General features: G+C 72.8%; 20 protein-coding genes. 13 read left to right on the top strand and 7 right to left on the bottom strand.

What is annotated here, in order from left to right; all coding sequences use genetic code 11:
* Nucleotides 1-256 precede the first annotated feature (256 nt).
* The 4 genes from NP777_RS11495 to NP777_RS11515 all read left to right on the top strand — a co-directional run bounded on the left by NP777_RS11495 (nucleotide 257) and on the right by NP777_RS11515 (nucleotide 4,858).
* Nucleotides 257-1,573: an NYN domain-containing protein gene (locus NP777_RS11495; RefSeq protein ID WP_256650017.1), complete on the top strand. Its 1,317-nt coding sequence runs from the start codon at nucleotides 257-259 to the stop codon at nucleotides 1,571-1,573.
* Between the two features lie 421 nt (nucleotides 1,574-1,994).
* Nucleotides 1,995-3,035 carry an ABC transporter ATP-binding protein gene (locus tag NP777_RS11500; RefSeq protein ID WP_256650018.1) on the top strand — a complete coding sequence of 347 codons (1,041 nt, stop codon included), beginning with the start codon at nucleotides 1,995-1,997 and terminating at the stop codon, nucleotides 3,033-3,035.
* A gap of 273 nt (nucleotides 3,036-3,308) precedes the next feature.
* On the top strand, nucleotides 3,309-4,067 hold the full coding sequence (locus tag NP777_RS11510) for an ABC transporter permease (RefSeq protein WP_214669090.1): 759 nt from the start codon (nucleotides 3,309-3,311) through the stop codon (nucleotides 4,065-4,067).
* Nucleotides 4,068-4,126: 59 nt separating this feature from the next.
* On the top strand, nucleotides 4,127-4,858 hold the full coding sequence (locus tag NP777_RS11515; RefSeq protein ID WP_256650019.1) for an SLC41A family transporter: 732 nt from the start codon (nucleotides 4,127-4,129) through the stop codon (nucleotides 4,856-4,858).
* A 447-nt stretch (nucleotides 4,859-5,305) separates the two neighbouring features.
* Here the strand turns inward: NP777_RS11515 and ybaK are convergent, their stop codons facing one another.
* Genes ybaK through NP777_RS11530 form a run of 3 tightly spaced genes read right to left on the bottom strand, consistent with a single transcriptional unit; the run spans nucleotide 5,306 to nucleotide 8,206 of the window.
* Nucleotides 5,306-5,803: a Cys-tRNA(Pro) deacylase gene (gene ybaK / locus NP777_RS11520; RefSeq protein WP_256650020.1), complete on the bottom strand. Its 498-nt coding sequence runs from the start codon at nucleotides 5,801-5,803 to the stop codon at nucleotides 5,306-5,308.
* 11 nt (nucleotides 5,804-5,814) lie between these two features.
* The gene (locus tag NP777_RS11525) at nucleotides 5,815-6,555 is read right to left on the bottom strand and encodes an LON peptidase substrate-binding domain-containing protein (RefSeq protein WP_256650021.1); all 741 of its coding nucleotides are present in this window, start codon (nucleotides 6,553-6,555) and stop codon (nucleotides 5,815-5,817) included.
* Between the two features lie 55 nt (nucleotides 6,556-6,610).
* Nucleotides 6,611-8,206, bottom strand: coding sequence for an oxidoreductase (locus tag NP777_RS11530; protein WP_256650022.1), 1,596 nt, complete (start codon nucleotides 8,204-8,206; stop codon nucleotides 6,611-6,613).
* 156 nt (nucleotides 8,207-8,362) lie between these two features.
* Between NP777_RS11530 and hisD the strand changes: the two genes are divergently transcribed.
* Genes hisD through hisF form a run of 8 tightly spaced genes read left to right on the top strand, consistent with a single transcriptional unit; the run spans nucleotide 8,363 to nucleotide 14,154 of the window.
* A complete protein-coding gene (hisD, locus tag NP777_RS11535) occupies nucleotides 8,363-9,688 on the top strand; it encodes a histidinol dehydrogenase (RefSeq protein WP_256650023.1) in 1,326 nt (441 codons plus the stop codon).
* Entirely contained in the window at nucleotides 9,685-10,803 is a 1,119-nt protein-coding gene (locus NP777_RS11540) for a histidinol-phosphate transaminase (protein WP_256650024.1), read from the top strand. Before hisD ends, NP777_RS11540 begins: the two co-directional genes overlap by 4 nt.
* Nucleotides 10,800-11,393, top strand: coding sequence for an imidazoleglycerol-phosphate dehydratase HisB (gene hisB / locus NP777_RS11545; RefSeq protein ID WP_256650025.1), 594 nt, complete (start codon nucleotides 10,800-10,802; stop codon nucleotides 11,391-11,393). The genes NP777_RS11540 and hisB overlap by 4 nt, the downstream gene beginning before the upstream one ends.
* A 1-nt stretch (nucleotide 11,394) precedes the next feature.
* Entirely contained in the window at nucleotides 11,395-11,559 is a 165-nt protein-coding gene (locus NP777_RS11550) for a hypothetical protein (RefSeq protein WP_256650026.1), read from the top strand.
* On the top strand, nucleotides 11,550-12,194 hold the full coding sequence (gene hisH, locus NP777_RS11555; protein ID WP_256650027.1) for an imidazole glycerol phosphate synthase subunit HisH: 645 nt from the start codon (nucleotides 11,550-11,552) through the stop codon (nucleotides 12,192-12,194). Before NP777_RS11550 ends, hisH begins: the two co-directional genes overlap by 10 nt.
* A 54-nt stretch (nucleotides 12,195-12,248) precedes the next feature.
* Entirely contained in the window at nucleotides 12,249-12,980 is a 732-nt protein-coding gene (gene priA, locus NP777_RS11560) for a bifunctional 1-(5-phosphoribosyl)-5-((5-phosphoribosylamino)methylideneamino)imidazole-4-carboxamide isomerase/phosphoribosylanthranilate isomerase PriA (protein ID WP_198276797.1), read from the top strand.
* A complete protein-coding gene (locus NP777_RS11565) occupies nucleotides 12,977-13,387 on the top strand; it encodes a Rid family hydrolase (protein WP_256650028.1) in 411 nt (136 codons plus the stop codon). The genes priA and NP777_RS11565 overlap by 4 nt, the downstream gene beginning before the upstream one ends.
* Nucleotides 13,384-14,154 carry an imidazole glycerol phosphate synthase subunit HisF gene (gene hisF, locus NP777_RS11570; protein WP_256650029.1) on the top strand — a complete coding sequence of 257 codons (771 nt, stop codon included), beginning with the start codon at nucleotides 13,384-13,386 and terminating at the stop codon, nucleotides 14,152-14,154. Before NP777_RS11565 ends, hisF begins: the two co-directional genes overlap by 4 nt.
* A gap of 55 nt (nucleotides 14,155-14,209) precedes the next feature.
* Here the strand turns inward: hisF and NP777_RS11575 are convergent, their stop codons facing one another.
* The 3 genes from NP777_RS11575 to NP777_RS11585 all read right to left on the bottom strand — a co-directional run bounded on the left by NP777_RS11575 (nucleotide 14,210) and on the right by NP777_RS11585 (nucleotide 16,385).
* Nucleotides 14,210-15,253: a CU044_5270 family protein gene (locus NP777_RS11575; protein WP_256650030.1), complete on the bottom strand. Its 1,044-nt coding sequence runs from the start codon at nucleotides 15,251-15,253 to the stop codon at nucleotides 14,210-14,212.
* Nucleotides 15,250-15,891, bottom strand: a complete 642-nt coding sequence (locus tag NP777_RS11580; protein ID WP_256650031.1) for an RNA polymerase sigma factor — start codon at nucleotides 15,889-15,891, stop codon at nucleotides 15,250-15,252. Before NP777_RS11580 ends, NP777_RS11575 begins: the two co-directional genes overlap by 4 nt.
* Nucleotides 15,892-16,019: 128 nt before the next feature.
* Entirely contained in the window at nucleotides 16,020-16,385 is a 366-nt protein-coding gene (locus tag NP777_RS11585; RefSeq protein ID WP_256650032.1) for a MerR family transcriptional regulator, read from the bottom strand.
* Nucleotides 16,386-16,449: 64 nt separating this feature from the next.
* Between NP777_RS11585 and NP777_RS11590 the strand changes: the two genes are divergently transcribed.
* On the top strand, nucleotides 16,450-17,550 hold the full coding sequence (locus NP777_RS11590; protein ID WP_256650033.1) for an alkene reductase: 1,101 nt from the start codon (nucleotides 16,450-16,452) through the stop codon (nucleotides 17,548-17,550).
* 2 nt (nucleotides 17,551-17,552) lie between these two features.
* Here NP777_RS11590 and NP777_RS11595 read toward each other — a convergent pair whose 3' ends face one another.
* Nucleotides 17,553-18,023, bottom strand: a complete 471-nt coding sequence (locus NP777_RS11595; protein ID WP_256650034.1) for an OsmC family protein — start codon at nucleotides 18,021-18,023, stop codon at nucleotides 17,553-17,555.
* Between the last annotated feature and the right edge of the window lie 124 nt (nucleotides 18,024-18,147).

Here is an 18,147-nt window from a genome sequence, read left to right on the forward strand (position 1 = left end):
GGGAGAAGCTCTCGGGGAGAAGCCCTTCGGGAAGAACAGTGACATGCCACGGTGACCCGTGCATTTCGGGCAATTACGGTGAGTGAGAAGGAGGGTCTTGGCGGGTAAGCCGTATCCGCCACGCCGGTGATCCAGTTCGGACTGATAACCCCCGCACGGTCGGGCAGACTCGAAGTAAAGCGGAAAGGCCACATCCGGGGACGGCTGTGCGCGGGGGGCGACCGAGGACTGGATTCGTCAGGGAAGAGGGTGGAACGTGGACCGCTGCGTCGTCCTGGTGGACGCCGGGTACCTGCTGGGCGCCGCCGCGAGCCTGCTGGCCGGGGAGCCCGCCCGATCGCGCATCTCCGTCGACCACGCGACCCTCATCCAGGGCCTGCGGGAGCGGGCCGAGGCCGAGACCGAGCGCCCGCTGCTGCGGATCTACTGGTTCGACGGCGCCCCCGATCGCGTACCGCAGCCCGAGCACCGGCGGCTGCGCGTGATGCCCCGGGTGACCGTGCGGCTCGGCGCGCTCACCCGCAGCGACGGCCGCTGGGCCCAGAAGGGCGTGGACGCCGCGATGCACGCCGAGCTGACCGAGCTCGCCCGCAACCGGGCCTGCTCCGACATCGTCCTCGTCACCGGCGACGGGGATCTGCTGCCCGGGCTGATGTCCGCCAAGGAGCACGGCGTCGCCGTGCACCTCTGGGCGGTGCAGGCCGCCGACGGCGACTACAACCAGTCCGAGGACCTCGTGGCCGAGGCCGATGAGCGCCGCGTCCTGGACCGCGCCTGGATCACCCGGGCGGTGCGCGCCAAGGAGCTTCCCGGGCCCTGTGCGCCCGTCTCCGAGCCGCGCCCGGAGATCGCGGCCATTCTCTCCGCCCCGCTGCCGGAGACCGCCACGGCCGCCGCTGCTGCCGCCGCGGCGGCGGCGCCCGGCGCGGCGGAGGCGGCCCCCGGCCGTAACGGCGCCGCCCGGCCCGGCACCGACGTGGCCGGCCCGGCCGACGCCCCCGGCCGTCCCGCCGCCGCGGCCGCCGGGGCGGGCGCGGACGTCGCGGCAGGGGCCGCGGCCAAGGGGGTGCCCACCCCCAAGGACCTCGCCGGCCTGGGTCGCGGCCCGGCCGGGCCAGGCGGCCAGGCGGACCGGCAGTCGGCCGGCGCCACGCTGCGCTGGTCCTCCGACAAGGGCTGGGTCGACCGGGGTCCCGGCTCCGGGGTGGGGGAGCCGCCGGAGACCGCCAACCTCCCCATGCTGGCCCAGCTCACCAGCGCCGAGCAGCGCTGGGCCGACCGCGAGGAGGACATCACCGCGGTCAGCGGCGACCCGTTCGAGGTCGGCCAGGTCTTCGCCCGCCGCTGGACCGACCGGCTCGCCGATTCGGGCCACCTCCAGCAGCTCTCCACGGAGTACCCCCGCATCCCGCACCGCATCGACGGCGAACTGCTGCGCTACGCGGCCCGCTTCGGGCTGCTGGCCCACAAGGACGACCAGATCGACGAGCACGACCGCTATGCGATCCGGGCGGGCTTCTGGCGCGAGATCGACCTCCGCTCGGCGGCGGAGCACGTCCAGACCGGGGGGTAGGGGCCGCCCGGCGGATCGTGCCGCCTGCGGCGGGCTGTTCCCCGCCCCGCCCCTTCCCACAGCATCGACATGCGGCTCCGCCGCGTGGTGGGGCTCTCCCCGAGGGCCCCTGGACCGGGGCTTTGTGCCAGGCCCCGGGTCGGGGCTCCGCCCCTTCCCGCGGTGTCGATATGCGGTTCCGCCGCGTGGCTGGGCTTCGTCCCAGGGCTCCTGGACCGGGCTTTGTGCCCCGGGCCGGGGTTCCGGGGCCTCGCCCCAGGGCCCGGGGTCCAGGGGCGACGCCCCTGGTATCGGGAAGGGGCGGGGAGGGGAAAAGACCCGCCGGACACCCCGTGGGCCGCGGGTCGGCCCTGTCTCGCGGACCGCGCCCCGAGGGCCCCGGGGACGGGAGCGGGTGTTTGGGCGCGTACCCTCATAGCTCGTGAGGACGGGCGCGAAACAGGCGACGAGCGGCGATGTGGTGTGCACCGTGCGCGGCCTGGTCAAGACCTATCCCGCGGCGCGCGGCCGGCGCGGCGCGCCCGCCACGCCCGCCGTCCGGGCCAGCGACGGCATCGACCTCGATGTGGTGCGCGGCGAGGTCTTCGGGCTGCTCGGGCCCAACGGCGCCGGCAAGTCCACCCTCGTACGGCAGCTCACCGGCCTGCTGCGGCCCGACGAGGGCCAGGTGCGGGTGCTCGGCCACGATCTCGTACGCCACCCCGAGCGCGCCGCCCGGCTGCTGGGCTATCTCGGCCAGGACTCGACCGCGCTGGACGAGCTGACCGTCTCCCTCGCCGCCGAGACCACCGCGCGGCTGCGCGGCCTGGAGACCCGCGCGGCCCGTGCCGAGCGGGACGCGGTGATCGAGGAGCTGGGGCTCGGGGAGGTCGCCGGACGCCCGCTGAAGAAGCTCTCCGGGGGCCAGCGGCGGCTGGCCTGCGTCGCCGCCGCGCTGGTGGGGGAGCGGCCGCTGCTGGTGCTGGACGAGCCCACCAGCGGGATGGACCCGGTCGCCCGGCGCGCCGTATGGGCGGCCGTGGACCGGCGGCGGGCCGAGCGCGGGGTGACGGTGGTGCTGGTCACCCACAATGTGATCGAGGCGGAGACGGTGCTGGACCGGGTCGCCGTGCTGGACCGCGGCCGGGTCATCGCCTGTGACACGCCCGCCGGGCTCAAGGCGCTGGTGGCCGACGAGGTGCGGCTGGAGCTGGTGTGGCGCACCGAGCCGCCGCTGGAGGTGCCGGAGGTCGCCGCCCTGTGGCAGACCGCCGAGGCGGCCCGGGCCGCCGACGGCGCCTCCGGGCGGCGCTGGACGCTCCGGCTGCCGCCGGACCACGCGCGTGCCGCCATCGCCACCGTGACCGGCGGCCCCGCCTTCGCCGCGCTGGACGATTTCACCCTTGCCACGCCGAGCCTGGAGGATGTGTACATCGCCCTGGGGGGCCGTGCCGAGGGCGCGGAGGGGCTGGTGAAGGCGTGACCGCCGGGGCGAGCCGGTGAACGCGTCGGTGACCGTGACCGTATTCAGGCCGTAAGAGGCGAAGAGGAGCAGCACAACGTGAGTGTCATGCCCGCCGTGCCCGGTGTATCCGGTGTGTCCGGGGCCGCTGGTGTGCCTGGTGTGTCCGGTGCGTCTGCTGGGCCGTCCGGTGCGTCCGGTGTCTCCGGTACCTCGGGGGCGTCCGGTGTCTCCGGTGCGTCCGGTACCTCGGGGGCGTCCGGTGACGCCGGTGACGCCGGTGACGCCGGTGACATGCCCGCGCCGCTGGCGGCCCGGGCGCGGCTCTTCCCCGCGCTCGTCGCGGTCTACCGCGCCCAGCTCTCACGGGCCCGGGTGGCCCGGATCCCGCTGCTCTTCGTGGCCACCTTCCAGTCCATCGGGATCATGATCCTGATGCGCGGGGTGGTGGACGGCGGAAGCGAGGCGCGGGCGGTGGTGGCCGGGTCGAGCGTGCTGGTCGTCGCCTTCGTGGCGCTCAACCTGCTCGCGCAGTACTTCGGGCAGCTGCGGGCCAGCGGCGGTCTCGACCACTACGCGACCCTGCCGGTGCCGCCCTCGGCCGTGGTGCTCGGGGCGGCCGCCGCGTACGCCTCCTTCACCGTGCCCGGGACCGCCGTCACCGCGGTCATGGGCAGTGTGCTCTTCCAACTGCCCATGACGAACCTGTGGATCCTCCTCGCCGTGATCCCCCTGTCCGGCGCCGCCCTCGCCGGACTCGGCGCCGCGCTGGGGCTGCTCGCCCCGCGCCAGGAACTCGCCACGCTGTGCGGGCAGTTGGGGATGTCCGCCGCGCTGCTGCTCGGCGTGCTGCCCGCGGCCCGGATGCCGCAGGTGGTGTCGTACGCGCGCGATCTGCTGCCCTCGACGTACGGTGTGGAGGCCTTGGCCCGGTCCTTCGACGGGCAGCCCGACTGGTGGGTGGTCTGCGCCGACCTCGGGGTGTGCGCCGGGGTGGCCGTGGTGTCCCTCGCCGCCGCGACCTGGGCCTATCGGCGGGCGGCGGTGCGGTGACGCGCCGCAGCGAACGTCCCGCCGACCGAAGTACGCCGTCCGCCTGGCACGATGACGGGGTGACCGCACCGTTGACGCCGCATGATCAGCACTCGCCGCACGACGAGCCCGCAGAGGGCCGGCCGCCGTCCCACGAGCAGTCTGCCGGGGACTCCGCTGCGCCGTACCCCACCGGGTATCCCGCGCACCCGGGGCAGGCTTCGGGGCATCCGGAGCACGCCGAGCACGCTGAGCACTCCGATGAGCACGCGGAGTTCTCCGAGCACTCCGAGCCCGGGCCCGAGTTGCGTGCCGAACTGGTGCAGGCGTCCCTGGTCGCCATCGCGGTGGCGGTCTCCGGGGTGCTTCTCGGGCTGCTGTGGCTGTGGTTGGCGCCGAAGGTTCCCCTGGTCTCGGACGGTTCGGCCGTCTATCTGAAGAACTCGGAAGGGGAGGACGCGATCGGCGCGGACGGCATGTTCACGCTGCTCGGCCTCGCCTTCGGCGCCGTCTCGGCCATCGTTGTCTTTCTGCTCTTCCGCCACGGCGGTATCGCGCTGGTCGTCGGGCTGGCGGTCGGTGGGGTGCTCGCCTCGGTGATCGCCTGGCGGCTGGGCGTATGGCTGGGGCCCACGTCGGACGTCGTGGCGCACGCCAAGGCTGCCGGTAAGGGCGTCACCTTCGACGGGCCGCTCAAGCTGGGCGCGAAGGGCGCGCTGCTGGCGTGGTCGGTGTCGGCGATGGTGATCCACTTGGCGCTGACCGGGCTCTTCGGCCCGAGGGACCCGGAGCCCGCCCCGCAGGCGCGCTAGCAGCGGCCAGGGGATGTCCGGCGGTCTCGCCGCCCGCGGGCGGGCTGTGCCCCTCCCCGCCCCTTCCCCCAACCGGGGCTCCGCTCCGGCCCCCGGCTGGACGGCCCGGAGATGAGCGGACGTCCGCCCGGTCATCCGCCGCGCGGACGTCCGTCTGGCCATCCGCCGCGCGGACGTCCGCCCGGTCATCCGCCGCGTCGGCGTGCCGATGGCGGTCGGCTCGCCGGTGTGGGCGTTCACGGCGGCGGCGGCCGACTCGTCGGCCCCGGCGGTCCAGAGGCGGAGCCTTGTCACGCGGCTCCGCCGCGCGGACGTCCGCCCGGCACCCCGCAGGGTCCGCCTCAGCCGCTCGGCCCCGCCACGCGGGCCATGGGCGGGGCGCTGGGCCTCCCGTCGCTGGGGTGTCGCGCGAGAGCTGTCGGTGGGCGGCCGAGGCCGCCGGCGCGGCTACGCGCGGGCGATCGGGGCCACCACCGCGGCCGTCAGCGACGCCAGGTCCTTGGGGGACAGCTCGACCTCCAGGCCGCGGCGGCCCGCCGAGACGCAGATCGTCTCGTGGTCGTCGGCCGAGGCGTCCAGGGCCGTCGGGAGGCGCTTGCGCTGGCCGAGTGGGGAGATCCCGCCCCGTACGTAGCCCGTGGTGCGCTCGGCCACCGCCGGGTCCGCCATCGTGGCGCGCTTGCCGCCGACCGCCGAGGCGAGCGCCTTGAGGTCGAGCGTGGCAGAGACGGGCACGATGGCGACCGTAAGGCGGTCGTCGACGCTCGCCACGAGGGTCTTGAAGACCCGCTCCGGTGCGACGCCGAGCGCCTGGGCGGCCTCCTCGCCGTAGGACGGGGCCGCCGGGTCGTGCTCGTAGGAGTGCACGGTGAAGTCCGTGCCCGCGGCGGTGAGGGCGGTGGTGGCGGGGGTGCCCGCCGAGTTCTTCCTGGTCTTCTTCGGCATGTTCGTCCGCGTCAGTTGGGGCTGGTGGGACCGCGGGTCAGATCGACGGCGGGGAGCGACGGGAGCTTACCGATGACCGCGCTCTCGGCGCGAAGGAGTTTCAGCTCGTCGGCCAGCCGGCTCGCGGTGTCCGGTGCCTGCAGCAGCCGCTGCTTCGCGGGCGTGTCGAGCACGGCCGCGGCCGCCACCAGGTAGGAGAGGACGGACGGCTCGCCCGGCAGGTCCTGCTCGGCCGCCAGGGTCCGCTCCCGGGCCCCCGCGAGCCGCTTCTGGTACAGGCGGAAGGCCCGTACGACCCCCGAGGCCAGCGCCCCGGCGCCCTCGCCCTGCTCCTCCGCCAGCTCCTTGACCTCGGCCGTCAGATACGGGCCCGAGGAGTCCACGGAGACCAGCTCGAAGCGGGTGGTGCCGGTGGCCAGCACCTCGAAGGTGCCGTCCTCCTGCTCCCGGATGGTGGCCGCGTCCGCGACGCACCCCACGGAGTAGAAGGACTTGGCGGGGTCGGGGCCGAACCCGGCCGCGGGGCCGGGGTCGGGCATCGTGTGGGTGTCCGGGAGGCCGATCGCGCTCGGCGCGACCTCATGGCCGTCCCTGATCGCGATCACCCCGAACCGGCGGGGCGCGTCCTCGGGAAGCGCCGACAGATCGCGCATCAGGGAGCGATACCGCTGCTCGAAGACGTTCAGGGGCATGACGAGCCCCGGGAACAGCACCGTGTTCAGCGGGAAGAGCGGAAGGCGCGCGGAGGTCACGGGGCGTAAGCCTAATGGCCCCGCGCGTTCCCTTTCACTGGTGCCGGGGCAGCGGTCACTGGCGCCGCAGCAGCCGGGACGCGCCGGCGGCGACCGCGGTGGCCAGCACCCAGCCCAGAAGGATCATGATGATGGACGCCCATTGGACGGCGCCCTGGGGTTTCCAGTAGCCGTCCATGCCCAGATCGATGACCGGGATCAGCAGATCGAGCGTGTACAGCGAGGCGTTCCAGTTCGGCGATTCATCCGGCTTCAGCGCCTCCGGCCGGTTGTGGGCGAAGAACACCGAGCCGACCGCCCACAGCACCGCCATCCACACCGCAGCCCGGCCCGGACGGTAGCCGTAGGCCACCGTCCAGTCCTGGAGATAGCCCCACACCTTCCCGGCCAGCGGCAGCGTCTCCCGGCGGCGACGCTGCTTGGCGAGCTGCACCTCGCGCGCGTCGGCGTCCTCGCCGCTGGCCCGCATCGTGTTGGCCAGCATCTCGTACGGCTCGGGCGCGTACTCGGGCGTGGCGGCGGCCACCCACTCCAGCCGCCTGGCCAGCGGGAAGTGGCCGCGCGGGATCAGGCACTCATAGCTGAACCCGGCCATGGTCAGCCCGCCGGGCCCCGGCCAGCTCACCGACTTGTCGACAAGATTGACCACCCGGGCGCCGGAGAGGATCACCCGTCCGCGCTGCGGCCGCTCCCCGAGGAAGCGCAGCTCGGGCGTCTGGACCCGGCGCAGCGACAGCTCCTGGTCGTTCTCCATGATGAAGCGGGCCTGGTCGAAGTCGATCGCGTCGCCGATCCGCCCGTCGTCCAGCCGGATCCCGCCCTCGCACTCGAAGCGCTGGATCCGGGTGCCGCGGGTGGGGGTGGAGGCGGTGCCGTACGGCGGGGTGGAGCCGCTGGAGTAGGTGCTCACCCCGCCCGCGGTGAGGTAGAGGCTGCGCTCCACGGTCAGCTGCGGCGCGTTCAGCGCCCGGCGGCCGTAAGGGTTGCGCAGCCGGCTGCCGCGCAGGCTGAGCGACACGCCGATCTGCGCCCCCCGCAGGCTCAGCTCGCCGTACGACTCGATCATGTCGGCCTGGAAGTCCTGGGCGACGGTCAGCCCGTCGGCGCTGATCGACATGCCCCGGCGGTCACGGCGCACGATGAGCTGGTTGAGGAGTAAATCGGTGCCGATATGGGCGTCGGTGAGCCGGATGCCGTGCTCGACGACACAGCGCGGCAGATGCAGATCGCCCTCGGTGCGCAGCCGGGCCGCCTCCAGCCGGGGGAGGGAGCAGCCCACCAGGCGCAGGGTGGTGAACTGCGCCTCGGGGACCAGCACCTCCCGCTCGAAGCGGCAGTTCTTGAGCTCCACATAGGGCTCGATGTTTCCGCCGGCCAGATCGAGCGTGCCGGTGATGTGCACCCCGTTGAGCTTCAGCGCCGCGACCCGGCCCGGCTGCGCGGGCGGCCCGTCCAGCAGCAGGAGGGCCACGACACGCGCGCGGACACTGCGCTCCGGTCCCCAGGCGTACGGGCCGGAGGGGTCGTTCCGCTGCGGGTGGGACGTGCGCAGATCATGGGTGCTGCCATTGCGGAACGCCTGCCACATGCCCCATTCGGCGGTGGTCAGATCGAGGCCCGGGGGTGGGTCGCCATCGTGCGGCTCGGTCACAGCCGTGTCCCCTCCTGATTCTCCGTGTCCCCGTACGGAGCACATTCCCGCTGAGTAACCGGTTGAACGCCAACGGTCAGGGTCAACTTAGGGGGTCCGTATCACTGGCTGATACGGGGGGAGGGGCCGCATGGCGGGTCTGAGACAATTGATCGCGTGATCTCCCGTATCGATCTGCGCGGCGCCGCCTTCCCGGAGGGCGGGATCGACCGCGACCTGCTGCCCCGTGCCGAGCTCGACGTCGAGGCCGCCCTGGAGAAGGTGCGGCCCATCTGCGACGACGTGCGCCATCGCGGTACCGCTGCGCTGATCGACTACGCCCATCGGTTCGACGGCGTGACCATAGAGCGGGTGCGGGTCCCCGCGGAGGCGCTGGCGAGCGCCCTCGCCGAGCTGGACCCGGCCGTGCGGGCCGCACTGGAGGAGTCCATCCGGCGGGCCCGGCTGGTCCACCGCGACCAGCGGCGCACCGACCACACCACCCAGGTGGTGCCGGGCGGCACGGTCACCGAGCGCTGGGTGCCGGTCGAGCGCGTCGGTCTTTACGTACCGGGCGGGCGCTCGGTCTACCCCTCGTCCGTGGTGATGAACGTGGTGCCCGCGCAGGAGGCCGGGGTCGCCTCGATGGCCGTCGCCTCCCCGCCGCAGGCGGAGTTCGGCGGGCTGCCGCACCCCACGATCCTCGCGGCGTGCGCGCTGCTGGGCGTGGACGAGGTGTACGCGGCGGGCGGCGCCCAGGCCGTGGCGATGTTCGCCTACGGCACCGAGGACTGCCGTCCGGTCTCGCTGGTGACCGGTCCTGGCAACATCTGGGTCGCGGCGGCCAAGCGGCTGCTCAAGGGCCGGATCGGCATCGATGCCGAGGCCGGGCCGACCGAGATCGCCATCCTCGCCGACGCCACCGCCGACCCGGTGCATGTCGCCGCGGACCTGATCAGCCAGGCCGAGCACGATCCGCTGGCCGCGTCCGTGCTGGTCACCGACTCCGAGGAGCTGGCCGCCGCGGTCGAGAAGGAGCTCGAGGTCCAGGTCGGGGCCGCCAAGCATGTCGCGGACCGGATCGGTCCGGCGCTGGCCGGGCGGCAGTCCGGCATCGTGCTGGTCGACGGTCTGGAGCAGGGCCTGGCCGTCGTGGACGCGTACGCGGCCGAGCACCTGGAGATCCAGACCGAGGACGCGGCGGCCGTCGCGGCCCGGGTGCGCAACGCCGGGGCGATCTTCGTCGGGGCGTACGCGCCGGTGTCGCTCGGCGACTACGCGGCGGGCTCCAACCATGTGCTGCCCACCGGCGGCTGCGCCTGCCACTCCTCGGGGCTGTCCGTGCAGTCCTTCCTGCGCGGCATCCATGTGGTGGACTACACCCGGGACGCGCTGGCCGAGATCGCCGGCCATGTGGTGACGCTGGCCGAGGCGGAGGATCTGCCCGCCCACGGCGCCGCGGTGAAGGCAAGGTTCGACTGGAAGGTGCCACCGAGCAAGTGACCGGCATTGACGATCTCCCGATCCGGGACGAGCTCCGTGGCAAATCCCCGTACGGCGCTCCGCAACTGGACGTGCCCGTACGGCTGAACACCAACGAGAACCCCTATCCGCTGCCCGAGCCGCTGGTCGCCCGGATCGCCGAGCGGGTCGCCGAGGCGGCCCGCGACCTCAACCGCTACCCGGACCGGGACGCGGTCGAGCTCCGCACCGAGCTGGCCCGCTACCTCAGCCGTACGGCCGGTCTCGAGGTCGGCGTGGCCCAGGTCTGGGCGGCCAACGGGTCCAACGAGGTGCTCCAGCAACTGCTGCAGACCTTCGGCGGGCCGGGGCGCACCGCGATCGGCTTCGAGCCCTCGTACTCGATGCACGCGCTGATCTCCCGAGGGACCGGCACCGGCTGGATTTCCGGTCCCCGGAACGCCGATTTCACCATCGATGTCGATGCCGCCCGTAAGGCCATCGCCGAGCACCGCCCCGATGTCGTCTTCATCACCTCGCCGAACAATCCGACGGGGACGGCGGTCGGCGCCGAGACGGTGCTGGCGCTGCACGACGCGGCGCAGGACGCCAGGGCGGACGCCGCCGGGGCGCTCGTCGTCGTGGACGAGGCGTACGGGGAGTTCAGCCACCGTCCGTCGCTGCTGCCGCTGATCGAGGGGCGGCCGCGGCTGGTGCTCTCGCGGACCATGTCCAAGGCGTTCGGCGCGGCCGGGCTGCGGCTCGGCTACCTCGCCGCCGACCCGGCGGTCGTCGACGCCGTCCAGCTGGTCCGCCTGCCGTACCACCTGTCCGCCGTCACCCAGGCCACCGCGCTGGCCGCCCTGGAGCACACCGATACGCTGCTGGGGTACGTCGAGGCGCTCAAGGCCGAGCGCGACCGGCTGGTGAGCGAGCTGCGCACCATCGGCTGTGAGGTGACCGACTCCGACGCCAACTTCGTCCAGTTCGGCCGCTTCGAGGACGCCCACGCGGCGTGGCAGGGCCTGCTGGACCGGGGCGTCCTGGTCCGGGACAACGGCGTACCGGGATGGCTGCGGGTGACCGCGGGGACCCCGGCCGAGAACGACGCGTTCCTCGACGCGGTACGCGAGCTGATGAAGGAGACGAGCGCATGACCCGCGTGGGACGCGTGGAGCGCACCACCAAGGAGACCTCGGTCGTCGTCGAGATCGACCTCGACGGCACCGGCCAGGTCGATGTGTCGACAGGGGTCGGCTTCTACGACCACATGCTCGACCAGCTCGGCCGCCACGGCCTCTTCGACCTCACCGTCAAGACCGAGGGCGACCTGCACATCGACACCCACCACACCATCGAGGACACCGCCCTCGCGCTGGGCGCCGCCTTCAAGCAGGCGCTCGGCGACAAGGTGGGCATCTACCGCTTCGGCAACTGCACGGTGCCGCTGGACGAGTCGCTGGCCCAGGTGACGGTCGACCTCTCCGGCCGCCCGTACCTGGTGCACACCGAGCCGGAGAACATCGCGCCGATGATCGGCACGTACGACACCACGATGACCCGGCACATCCTGGAGTCCTTCGTGGCCCAGGCGCAGATCGCCCTGCATGTCCACGTGCCCTACGGACGCAACGCCCACCACATCGTGGAGTGCCAGTTCAAGGCCCTGGCGCGGGCCCTGCGCTACGCCGCCGAGCGCGACCCCCGCGCCGCCGGGATCCTCCCCTCCACGAAGGGCGCCCTCTGACATGAGCGGCCTGTCGACCGCGTTCATCCTCCTGGGACTTTTTCTGCTCGGAGGGGTCATCTCCTTCGTCAAGCAGGGCATGTCCAAGAGCATCATCACGCTGCTCGGGATCGGCGCCACGATGGCGCTGCTCGCCGGCGTCCTGCGGCTTGAGGTATGGAATTGAGCACCAAGAGCGTCGTTGTCCTCGACTACGGATTCGGCAACGTCCGGTCCGCCGAGCGGGCCCTCGCCCATGTCGGCGCGCAGGTCGAGATCACCCGTGACTACGACACGGCCATGGCCGCCGACGGCCTGCTCGTCCCCGGTGTCGGCGCCTTCGCCGCCTGCATGAAGGGGCTGCGCGCGGCGCGCGGCGACTGGATCGTGGGGCGTCGGCTGTCCGGTGGCCGCCCGGTCATGGGCATCTGCGTCGGCATGCAGATCCTCTTCGGGCGCGGTATCGAGCACGGCGTCGAGGCCGAGGGCCTGGACGAGTGGCCCGGCACGGTCGAGCCGCTGCGCGCCCCCGTCGTCCCCCACATGGGCTGGAACACGGTCAAGGCGCCCGGGGACTCGCGGCTCTTCGCGGGCCTGGACGAGGGCGAGCGGTACTACTTCGTCCACTCCTACGCGGTCCGCACCTGGGAGCTCGAGGTCACCAACCCGCATATCCCCGCCCCCAAGGTCACCTGGTCCACCCATGGCGAGCCGTTCGTCGCCGCCGTCGAGAACGGCCCGCTGTGGGCCACCCAGTTCCACCCCGAGAAGTCGGGCGACGCCGGGGCGCGGCTGCTCCGCAACTGGCTCGACACGCTCTGACCGGCCCCCGCGTCAGCTCTCCCCGCCCGCACGCTCTCACCGAAGGTTCTCCGCATGCGCACGCACCGCCTCGAACTCCTCCCCGCCGTCGATGTCCGCGACGGCCAGGCCGTCCGCCTCGTCCACGGCGAGTCCGGCTCCGAGACGTCGTACGGCGACCCGATGGAGGCCGCCCTGGCCTGGCAGCGGGCGGGCGCCGAGTGGCTGCACCTGGTGGACCTGGACGCCGCCTTCGGCACCGGGGACAACCGCGCGCAGATCGCCGAGGTGGCCCGCGCCATGGACCTCAAGGTCGAGCTGTCCGGCGGGATCCGCGACGACGCCTCGCTGGCCGCCGCCCTGGCCACCGGCTGCACCCGGGTGAACCTCGGCACGGCCGCGCTGGAGTCCCCCGAGTGGGTCGCCAAGGTCATCGCCGAGCACGGCGACCTGATCGCCGTGGGCCTCGATGTGCGTGGCACCACGCTGCGCGGCCGCGGCTGGACCCGCGACGGCGGCGATCTCTACGAGACGCTGGCCCGCCTCGACTCCGAGGGCTGCGCCCGCTACGTCGTCACCGACATCGCCAAGGACGGCACCCTCCAGGGCCCCAACCTGGAACTGCTGCGCAACGTCTGCGCCGCGACCGACCGCCCCGTCGTCGCTTCCGGCGGCGTTTCCTCGCTTGACGACCTGCGTGCCCTTGCGACCCTGGTACCGGAAGGTGTCGAGGGCGCCATCGTGGGCAAGGCGCTCTACGCCAAGGCGTTCACCTTGGAAGAGGCGTTGGAGGCGGTGGCCGTATGACCTCACCCGAGTTCGGGCGACGGGTTCAGACCGAGAGTCCCTGGGAGCAGACCATCGGGTTCGCCCGCGCCGTCGAGGCCGGTGACCTGGTGCTCGTCGCCGGGACGATGCCGCTCGCGGAGCGCGGCGTGCTGGAGGGCGAGGGGGATCCGTACGAGCAGACGCTCGCGGCCTTCCGCCACGCGTTCGACGCGCTGAAGAAGTTCGACCTCGGCGTCGAGTCGGTGGTCCGCACCCGTATGTACATCACCCACGCCCGCGACGTGGACGAGGTGGGCCGGGCCCACAAGGAGCTGTTCGACGCCGTGCGCCCCGCCGCGACGCTGGTCGTGGTGTCCGGCTTCGTCGACTCGCGGGTCCTGGTGGAAGTCGAGCTGGAAGCATTCCGAGGAGTACGGCAGTCATGACCCTGGCGGTCCGAGTCATCCCCTGCCTGGACGTGGACAACGGCCGGGTCGTCAAGGGCGTCAACTTCCAGAATCTGCGCGACGCGGGCGATCCGGTCGAGATGGCCAAGATCTACGGCGAGGAGGGCGCGGACGAGCTCACCTTCCTCGACATCACCGCCTCCTCCGGCGACCGCGAGACCACCTATGACGTGGTCCGCCGCACCGCCGAGCAGGTCTTCATCCCGCTGACGGTCGGCGGCGGCGTCCGCACCCCGGAGGACGTCGACAAGCTGCTGCGCGCCGGGGCGGACAAGGTCGGCGTGAACACCGCCGCCATCGCCCGCCCCGAGCTGATCCGCGAGATCGCCGAGCGCTTCGGCAGCCAGGTGCTCGTCCTCTCGGTCGACGCCCGCCGCTGCCCCGAGGGGACGGTGACCCCCTCCGGCTACGAGGTCACCACCCACGGCGGCCGCCGCGGCACCGGCATCGACGCGGTCGAATGGGCCCACCGCGCGGCGGAGCTGGGCGCTGGGGAGATCCTGCTGAACTCCATGGACGCGGACGGCACCAAGGACGGCTATGACACGGCCATGATCGAGGCCGTCCGCAAGCACGTCACCGTCCCGGTGATCGCCAGCGGCGGCGCCGGCAAGGCGGCCGACTTCCCGCCCGCCATCGCCGCGGGCGCCGACGCGGTGCTCGCGGCCTCCGTCTTCCACTTCGGCGAGCTGCGGATCGGCCAGGTGAAGGACGCGCTGCGGGACGCGGGGCACCCGGTCCGCTGAGGTACGTCACGGCGGCGGGGGACCACCGGATGGTGATCCCCCGCCGCGTCGCGTCTCAGCTGGTCGGCCGCTCGCGGTAGTGGTCGACGATCCCGCGCTTCAGGTACGCGGTCTTCTCCATGACGTCGCCCTTCTTGCCCGCCCCGACGTCCCTCGTCAGGTAGCTGCGCTCACCGAGCAGGGTCAGGCTGTCCCGGTCGAAGACCCACTCGGTGGCCTCCCCCGACCTCTTGTCGACGCGGGCGATGCCGACCCCGTGGCGGCCGGCCGCGTCCACCGCGTCCTCCTTCCGCGTCACCCCGGGGATCTTCGCGGCGGCCTTGTAGAGAGCGGCCGCGTTCTCCGGCGGCATCACCGTCTCACCCAGGAAGGAACCGATCCGGTTGAAGACGGCCTGTGCCTTCTCCCCCTCATCGTCCGGTTCGGCCATCCGGTACAGCTCCTCGAGCAGGGCGTCCGGGTCGGTCGGCAGGGACGCCAGCCACTGGTACGTGGGGCGGTAGGGGCCCGCCGGGGACCCGCCCAACTCGGCCATCCGGCCCCACTCCCCGTTTTCCTTTATCTCGCCGGTCTTGGTGATCCGCTTCACCCGCTGCGACATCCAGACCTCGCGCTCATGCCGCGGCTCCAGTTTCGAGGAGCCGTCCTCCTTCATCTCGGCCCCCGCCGTCAGGCTCTTGACGTAGACGAACTGGTCCTGTCGCACCGGCTTGACGTCCGACTTCGCCGCGGTCCCGGCGATCCGGTCGAGCAGGACGGTGGCGGTCTCGCGCGGCTGGGCGGTGGTGTCGCCGGACGTCCCGCCCCCGGTGAAGGTGACGGCCAGCGCCCCGGCCAGCGCCAGGGCCGCGGCGGGTATCAGCAGCGCCGGGCGCGGCAGCCGCCGGACCTTCCGGGCGGGCGCGGCGGTGCGGTTCTGGTCGTCATCGATGTGCTGCATCAATCGGTCCTTGTGGTGGAGGTACGGAGCGGAGGGCACGTCCCGTTCGGCCGGGACGGGAGGAAGCAGCCGGGCGAGCTCCTCGCGCGCGGTGTCCTCGTACGCGGCGTCCTCGCGCTCGCGCTCGGGCCGGGCGGGCCCGGAGCCGACGGCGTTCATCGGGGGTCCTCCTGAAACTCCTGAAAGGGCAGGGCCGCGAACGCGGCCTCACGCTGTACCTCTCCGCGACGGTGTGGCGGTTCCTTCTTTTCTTCCGCGAGCCGTTGTTCGGCGAGCTTGCGCAGCCGGGCGCGGGCCCGGGACAGCCGTGAACGCACCGTCCCCACCGGGATGCCCATGGCCTCGGCCGCCTGTGCGTAGTCCAGGCCGGACCAGACGCACAGCGCCAGCACCTCCTGCTCCCCGCGCCGCAGCCGGCCGAACACCGTGCGCACGGCGGCGAGCCGGCGGGCGTCGTCGATACGGCCCGCCGCCTCGTCGGCGAAGTCCGCCACCGGGGCGGGGGCCGGGCGGCGGGCCAGGAAGGCCAGCCGGCGGCCGATGCCGCGGTTGGCGTTGCGCGCCTTGTTCGTCGCCACGCCCAGCAGCCACGGTTTCAACGTGTCGTCGCCCGGCTCGAGTTGCTCCCGGGTGCGCCAGGCGGCGAGGAACGTATCGCCCATCACCTCCTCGGCCACCGACCAGTCGCCGGTCAGCCGGAAGGCATGGTTGTAGACCGTGCGCGCATAACTCTCGTACAGCTCCGCGAACGCCTCGCGGTCACCCGCCCGGATCCGCGCTCGCAGGCCATCACTCATCTCGTTCACACCTCACACCCGTGCCTCTCCGCACGGCGGAGGTGGTTCCCGTGACCTGCGCCACACGCGGGGCGCTGGTGCTTACGGGGGCGTCCGGCGGACCACGCGGCGAAGCCGCGGGCGCCCGGCTACTCGGCCGGGACCGACGCCGCCTCGATCACCTCGTCCAGGACCTCACGGGAGCGGAACAGGTCCGCGATCATACGGTCGATGCGCTCCCGCTCCACGGTCAGATCGGAGACCAGCTGCCCGTTGGCCGTCCGCGACGGACCGCCGTCCGAGTCGCGCATGCAGGGGAGCAACTGGGCGATCTTCTCGCTGCACAGCCCCGCGGCGAACAGCTCCTGGATGCGGATGACGCGGTCCACCGCGCCCTCCCCGTACTCACGATGGCCGCCCGGGGTGCGCTCGGCCGTCATCAGGCCCTGCTTCTCGTAGTAGCGCAGCGAGCGCTCGCTGACGCCGGTGCGCCGCGCCAGTTCGCCGATCCGCATTCCTCACCTCGTCTGCCGGTCCGGGCTTGAATCTGACATCGATGGCAAGTTCTACCGTACCCGCATGACGCACACACCCGAGATACCCAGCCTCTTCGAACCCGCCCGACTCGGCCCGCTCGACCTCCCCAACCGCCTGGTCATGGCGCCGATGACGCGTAACCGCGCCGCCGCCGACGGCGTACCGCTGCCGATCATGGCCACCTACTACGCCCAGCGCGCCACGGCCGGGCTGATCGTCGCCGAGGCCGCCACACCCAACGCGGTGGGGCAGACCTACCCCGACATCGCCGCGATCCACAACGCGGCGCAGGTGGCCGGATGGCGGCGGGTGACCGACGCGGTGCACGCGGCGGGCGGCCGGATGTTCCTCCAGCTTCAGCACGGCGGCCGGGTCGGCCACCCGGACACCAGCGGGCTGATGCCGGTGGCGCCCTCGCCGGTGCCGCTCCCGGAGACGATCTTCACCCCGAACGGCCATCGGCAGGCCGTCGTACCGCGCGAGATGACGCTCGACGAGATCCGCTCCACCATCGCCGACTTCGCCGCCGCCGCGCGCTACGCCCTCGACGCGGGCTTCGCCGGAGTGGAGGTGCACGCCGCCAACGGCTACCTCCTCCACCAGTTCCTGGCCCGGGGCACCAACCGCCGCGCCGACGGCTACGGCGGCTCGGTGGCCGGGCGCATCCGGTTCGTGACCGAGGTGGTCCACGCCGTCGCCGACGCGATCGGCCCCGAGCGGGTGGGCCTGCGCATCTCGCCAGGATCCACCGTCAACGGCATCGAGGAGGGCGACACCGAGGCCCTCTACCCCGCGCTCATCAAGGAGCTGGCGGACACCGGTCTCGCCTATCTGCACATCGTCCGCGCCCGGCCGGACCAGCCGCTCTTCCGGGAGCTGCGCGCATCCTGGCCGGCCACGCTGATCGCCAACCCGTCGCTGCCCGGCGACGGCGTCCCCGCCGACGGCGGTATGCGCCAGGCCGGGGCGCTGCTGGCCGAGGGCGCCGACCTGATCGCCCTCGGCCGCACCTTCCTGGCCAACCCCGACCTGGTGACCCGTCTGCGCACCGGCGCCCCGCTCAACCCCGTCCGGGACGCCTACCTGATGTACGTGGGCGGCGAGACCGGCTACACGGACTACCCCACCCTGACGGCGGCCTGAGCTCAGCCGACCCGGATGGCCGGCTGGTGGCGGACGGGGAAGTTGACCGAGTTCGCGATGAAGCACGTCTGATGGGCGTCCCCGTGCGCCGAACGCGCCCGCTCCAGCATCGACTCGTCCGCGACGGTGACCACCGGGTTGAGCACCACCTCGGTGAAGTGCCCGCTGAGCCCGGCCGTCTCCGCCATGACCCCGGTGGCGACGTCCTCGTACGCCGTGACCGTCACCCCGCTCCGGGCGCATACCGAGAGGTAGCTCAGCATGTGGCACTGCGAGAGCGCGGCCAGCAGGAACTCCTCCGGGTTCCAGCACTCCGGATCTCCCAGGAAGGCGGGGTCCGCGCTGCCCCGCAGGGTCGGCTTCCCCTCGCCGAGGATGTCGTGCGACCGCCCGTAGTCCCGGTAACCAGTCGTCCCCGAACCGGTGTTACCGGTCCATCGGACGGTGGTGCGGTAGGTGTGCTGTCGGCCCATCGTCTGTGCCCACCCTCTCGTATTCCAGCGGTGCTGCGGCCCCGCACATCGTGCGGCGCGCTGACTGGGAGTGTCGCACCCAGGAGGAGTACGTCCTGGTACGGCTGCTCTGACCTGCGCAGAC

It is taken from the genome of Streptomyces rugosispiralis (genome assembly GCF_024505145.1).
In the GTDB taxonomy this organism is placed as follows: domain Bacteria; phylum Actinomycetota; class Actinomycetes; order Streptomycetales; family Streptomycetaceae; genus Streptomyces; species Streptomyces rugosispiralis.